This is a genomic window from Olavius algarvensis spirochete endosymbiont (genome assembly GCA_900608495.1).
GTDB lineage: Bacteria > Spirochaetota > Spirochaetia > DSM-2461 > DSM-2461 > UBA2779.
In genome coordinates, this window is the sequence record UWYT01000287.1 from 1 (window position 1) to 1,173 (window position 1,173).

At 46.5% G+C, this 1,173-nt stretch carries 1 protein-coding gene; it reads right to left on the reverse strand.

Translation table 11 applies throughout. The annotated features are described in order from the left end of the window. A partial coding sequence (sbcD, locus tag S1OALGB6SA_RS08790; protein WP_124033221.1) for an exonuclease subunit SbcD occupies nucleotides 1–766 on the reverse strand: 766 nt, incomplete at its 3' end. Nucleotides 767–1,173: the final 407 nt, after the last annotated feature.

Below are 1,173 nucleotides of genomic sequence, written 5' to 3' on the forward strand. Positions count from 1 at the left end.
AGGGGATGGGCGATCCACAATAACGAATATGCTCGGCTTCATTCACTTGCCGCGGTATATGCAGATGTCCAAGGGCAACGTAGTCGATGGAATCAGGGAAAATATCCGCATCCACTTGAGTTAGCGAGCCCAGCTCTCTGGTTTTCCCGCTGCCAACCGCTTTGGCTCCTGCCATGAACAGGTGTCCCATGACAATTATTGGAATTTCCGGGTTACCTTCTTTGCTCAGTTCCGATTGTTTTTGCTCTGCAAGGCTGCATACATTCCGATAGTGCTCCCTGATTCCCGCTATCAATTTTGCGCCCTTTTCTTCTACACTTTCCCCAGATTCCACAATGCGTATATCCCTGTCCCGCAGATATGGGACGGCGCAAACAACTGCCTGTGGTTTATCTTTCCTATCGTAAAGGACAAGGACCTCATCCTCGGCCGTTTCTGCCTTCTGTCCAATTACGTATACATCGAGAACCCGCAACAGCCTTTTCGGCGCATCCAAAAACGAAGGCGAATCGTGATTTCCGGCAATAACCACTATGTTCTGACAGCAAGTTCTTGAAGCCTTTTGCAGGAAATCGTAATAGAGTTCCTGCGCCCGATTGCTCGGAGTGCTGCTGTCAAACACATCTCCGGCAATCAGAAGCACCCTGATACCCTCAGTCTCTATAAGGGAGCCTAACCAGTTGAGAAAGCTCTTGAACTCCTCGTATCTCTTGTGTCCATAGAGCGATTGTCCCAAATGCCAATCCGATGTATGTAAAACTTTCAAATTGCGACTCCTGCGGGGGACGGCTCTTTACTGTTCCCGTCTGTTTTCGAGCCAAAGGACGATTTTCCATGCTCAATCTGCCAGATTGGTGAAGCCTATATTCTCACCAGAGACAGTCTTTGAATGCAGTTTGCAAAAAGTACTGTTTGTTAGCTAAGCGCTGTTTGAAAACTGGCGACAAGGATGATACAACCATAACATATCCAAGATTATGCATATTCGCCAGAGAGTTTTCTCATTAAGACTCCCTTTTCGTTTACGCGGCCATATGGGAAATAGCGGCATAAACATCTTCTCACATGGCGAATATCTCTGCGAATCTGTTTACCATAAAACGCAACATCGTCTCTTGAGTTATCTATAGATTCAAAAACCATTCAGGCTCTACAGTAACTTTTTCAACAGAC